Annotated in this window: 3 protein-coding genes; all 3 read right to left on the bottom strand. The window is 61.8% G+C overall.

The genetic code is table 11. The features are described from left to right. Nucleotides 1–114: 114 nt before the first annotated feature. The 3 genes from tsaD to RUW20_RS20660 all read right to left on the bottom strand — a co-directional run bounded on the left by tsaD (nt 115) and on the right by RUW20_RS20660 (nt 3,622). Entirely contained in the window at nt 115–1,137 is a 1,023-nt protein-coding gene (gene tsaD / locus RUW20_RS20650; RefSeq protein WP_313954099.1) for a tRNA (adenosine(37)-N6)-threonylcarbamoyltransferase complex transferase subunit TsaD, read from the bottom strand. Nucleotides 1,138–1,293: 156 nt separating this feature from the next. Further along, nucleotides 1,294–3,090, bottom strand: coding sequence for a Na/Pi cotransporter family protein (locus tag RUW20_RS20655; RefSeq protein WP_313954100.1), 1,797 nt, complete (start codon nt 3,088–3,090; stop codon nt 1,294–1,296). 28 nt (nt 3,091–3,118) lie between these two features. Beyond that, nucleotides 3,119–3,622 (bottom strand): universal stress protein, encoded by a 504-nt coding sequence (locus RUW20_RS20660; protein ID WP_313954101.1) that lies wholly within the window; start codon nt 3,620–3,622, stop codon nt 3,119–3,121. Nucleotides 3,623–4,092: the final 470 nt, after the last annotated feature.

Raw genomic sequence — 4,092 nt, forward strand, 5'->3', positions numbered from 1 at the left:
GGCTCTGGTCGGCAAGCACTGGCAGAACCTGCAACGCCTGATGGCCGGCACCGAGCCCAAGATCGGATCGAAAAACAAGGCGCAGGCGAACAGCCCGAGGCCGGCAAAGGCCCGCTAGGCGCAGCTGAGGGGCCAGCGCGGCCGCACGGCGAAAGCACCACCCGCCGGCTTGCCCGCATTGCCCGCCTGCAGACGCAAGGCACCGGTCAGGGCGATCATCGCGCCGTTGTCGGTACAAAATTCAAACTCGGGATAGAAAACAGCAATTCCCGCCTCATCGGCTCGCTTGTCAAGCTGTCGCCGAAGTTCCCGGTTGGCGCCGACGCCACCAGCAACCACCAGCTGCTCGAGGCCGCTGGTCGCCACCGCGCGCAGCGCCTTGCTGACCAGGACTTCGACGATCGCGTCCTGGAATCCCCGCGCGATGTCCGCCCGCTGCTGCTCGCTGATCGTCGCCAGTTCGCGCACCTTGGTCAGCACGGCCGTTTTCAGACCACTGAAACTGAAATTCAGATCGCCCGATTTAAGCATTGGCCGTGGCAGCTTCACCAGATCTGGACGACCGCGTTCGGCCAGCTCGGCCAGCGCCGCACCGCCAGGGTAGCCCAGACCGAGCAGCTTGGCGGTCTTGTCGAAAGCTTCACCAGCGGCATCATCCAGCGTTTCACCCATCAACCCGTACTCACCGACGCCCGTCACGCGCATCAGCTGACTATGCCCACCCGAAACGAGCAAGGCGACGAAGGGAAAGCGCGGCGGCGTCGGCGACAGCAGCGGCGACAGCAGGTGGCCTTCAAGGTGGTGGACCGGCACACTGGGCACATCGAGGGCAGTGGCCAGTGCTTCGGCGAACGCGGCGCCGACCAGCAAGGCACCCGCCAGACCCGGCCCCTGCGTGTAGGCAACGGCATCGATCTCGGCCAGCGAGCGGCCACTGTCGGCGAGCACCTTGCGCAGCAGCGGTACGACGCGCCGGATATGATCGCGCGAGGCAAGTTCGGGCACCACGCCGCCATAGTCCTGGTGCATGCGCACCTGCGAGTGCAGGGCGTGCGCGAGCAGGACGCCGCCAGCCAAAGTGCTGTACAGCGCCAACCCTGTTTCGTCACATGAGGATTCGATTCCGAGAACCAGCATCGCGCCATTTTACCCCGGCCGACACCGGCGACGCAGTGTCATGGACCATCGCGGGCATTGGCATCGTCAAGCAAGCGGCGCGGTTGCGCAACAAAAACCGGCCCCCGCCGCCGCCAAGCGGGCAGGGGCCGGTATGAACAGTGCAAACCCTGGCTGCTAGCGCTGCTGCAGAACCGCCGGCAGGACAGTCTTGGCCATACGTTTGGCGAAGTAGTAGATACGCTTCTGCTTCTCGATGATCTCGACTTCCAGGGTGTAGGCCGCGATGCGATTGGGTTCCTCGGCCACCAGCCGGCGCGCCTCGTGCGTCGCTGCAGAATCGGCAATCCGGTTGATCTCGTCCTTCATGCCAGTGACCACCTGCGCCGAACGCTCGTTGCGCTGCGCAACCGCCATCACCGCTGCCGCAACGGCTTTGCTGATCGCGGCCTGGAAGCCATTGAGCACCTGCTGCGTCGCCTCGCTAACCTGGATCTTGTCGCGGATGCGATCGTGCCCGAGCACCACCAGATTGGTCTCGACGATGTCACCGATGTTCTCCAGGTTACTGACCGCCTCCATCAACTGCATCAGCTCCTTGGTCTGCTCTTCAAGCAGTGGCTGTTTGCTGATCTTGGCGAGGTAGTCGAGGATTCCGGCGTGCAGGATATCGACCGCGTCGTCCATCTGGCGAATCTCTTCCAGAGCCTTGGCGTCGCCCTTGATGATTGCCGGCATGATCCCCTTGAGCATCGCGTTGACCGTCTCGCCCATGTGCATCACTTCCATGCGCACACTGTCCAGCGCCAGCGACGGCGTGGTCAACAGCTCCTCCTGCAGGAACTTGGTGCGAACGATCATTGCTTCCTCTTCGAGCGGCTTGTCAGGCACCAGCCATTCCGCAGCCCGTGCGATGAAAGTGGTGAACCAGATGAAGATGCAGCCGTTGGCGACGTTGAAGAAAGTGTGCGCGTTGGCGATCTGACGCGGTGTCTCGGCAGAGAGAAGCTCGATACCACTGAGCTCGGGGTAGGCTGGCGACATCCAGAGAACCGCACTCTTGATGATGTAGATAAACGGCAGCCACATCAAAACACCGGTAGTCGCCAGCCCGGTATGCACCACGGCACAGCGAATCGCCTCGCGTGGTTTGCCGATCGCCGCCAGCAGCGCGGTCACGCAGGTACCAATGTTGGCGCCCATGACCAGCGGGATACCCGCATCCAGGCTGATGAAACCTTGCGAGGCCATGACGATGACGATCGCGGTGGTGGCCGACGATGACTGGATCAGCGCCGTAAAAAGCGCGGAAACGATCACCGCTACTACCGGGTTGGTCATCGTCTGCATCATGTCCAGGAAGGGCTGGTAGCTACGCAGCGGATGCATTGCCTCGCCCATCACGTGCATGCCGAAGAACACCAGACCGAGACCCATCAGCATGCCACCGTAACTCTTGATCTTCTCGTTCTTGGAGAGGAAGAGCATCCCGAAACCACCGGCGACCATCGCCAGTGCCGCCTTGGTAATCTTGAAGGCGACGATCTGACCGGTGATCGTGGTGCCGATCTTGGCCCCGATGATGACGCCGACAGACTGCGGCAAGGACATCAGCCCGGCCGAGATGAAGCCAACCAGTAGAACGGTGGTCACCGACGACGACTGGATCACCGCAGTGACCAAAGCGCCGGTTCCCAGGCCCATGAAGCGGTTGACGGTCAGCTTGGCGAGGATGCTCTTCATTCGCTCGCCGGCCACGGCCTTCAGCGCCACTTCCATCTGCACCATGCCGTAGAGGAATAGCGCCAGGCCGCCAAGCAACTCCATCGTCATGCCGCCCCAGTTCATCTCGGCATCGCCCCCGGTCGCCGCCAGCACCGGCCAGGCGATGACGCCCAGGACAGAACCCATGATGGCCAGCGCGACCAGCGCGCCGGTATTGGCGGGAAGTTCTTTCAGATAGGTGTTGAGCATAGGTGAAGCCTCCTCCGGTCGTTTCGACTCAATGTTTTGCTTGTTCTTTGACGATGGTCACCGGCAGCTTGGCCAAGCCAAGCACCTGCTCGGCTACGGAACCCAGCAGCAGGTGCCGTAGTCCCGTTGCACCCTTGCTGCCCATGACGACCATGCTGGCCTTCTCTTTCTCGACCACCTGCAGAATCCGCGTCACCGGTATTCCCTTGACCAGCAGCATCTCGGCATGGTGCAGGGCGTGCCGCTCGGGATACCGCTTGTGCACCGCCGCCATGAATTCGTCGAGCATTTCGCCGGCGATGTCTGCCATTCGCGTAAGTGTCTTCTTGCTCGCCATCTTGGCGTAGTAGCCGGGCATGTTCTGCGGATCGTGCACCACGTGCAGGACGACGAGCTTGGCCCCCAGGCCATCGGCAAGATCGCTGGCCAACAGCAATGCGGCCTCGGAATACGACGAGAAATCGATCGGCACGAGAATCGGTCCCCGACTCGGACCGGGCGCCCGTGAAGCATCTTGTTTCTTGTCAACCATGCGCAGAATCTCCTCTTTGGTGGAAACGAGCTTATGCAGTTTCCGGAGTGGAACTCAGACCAACATCGGGTAACGCCACGACGGATCGCCCGGCAGCTACGACGCCTGGCCATTCAGCAAACCCGTGCCCGGAGCCCGGCAACACAGATCAGCGGGCAGCCGACTTCGGATGTTCGTTGTTGGCACCCAGCAAGCAAGCCAGCGCAAGAATACAATAATTTGTTGTCGCATCCCGTGTTTTTCGTGCGTATTTCTGGTCCGCGATGCGCATGCCTAGCGAAAAATGGATCGGCAGCGGCTTACAAGGCTTGTTTCATTGACCTATTGCGCCTATCCTTGTCGTTTGTGCCTCCCGGCGTCATATCGGCGACAAGCCGACTGATCGGAAGGTGGCGCGGTGCGATCCGGCACGCCAAGCTTGACCATCGGCCGGCCAACTTTTCCTGGGGCGGGGGCATTTCATGGAGTGG

The sequence above is a fragment of the Accumulibacter sp. genome (assembly GCF_032229525.1).
In the GTDB taxonomy this organism is placed as follows: domain Bacteria; phylum Pseudomonadota; class Gammaproteobacteria; order Burkholderiales; family Rhodocyclaceae; genus Accumulibacter.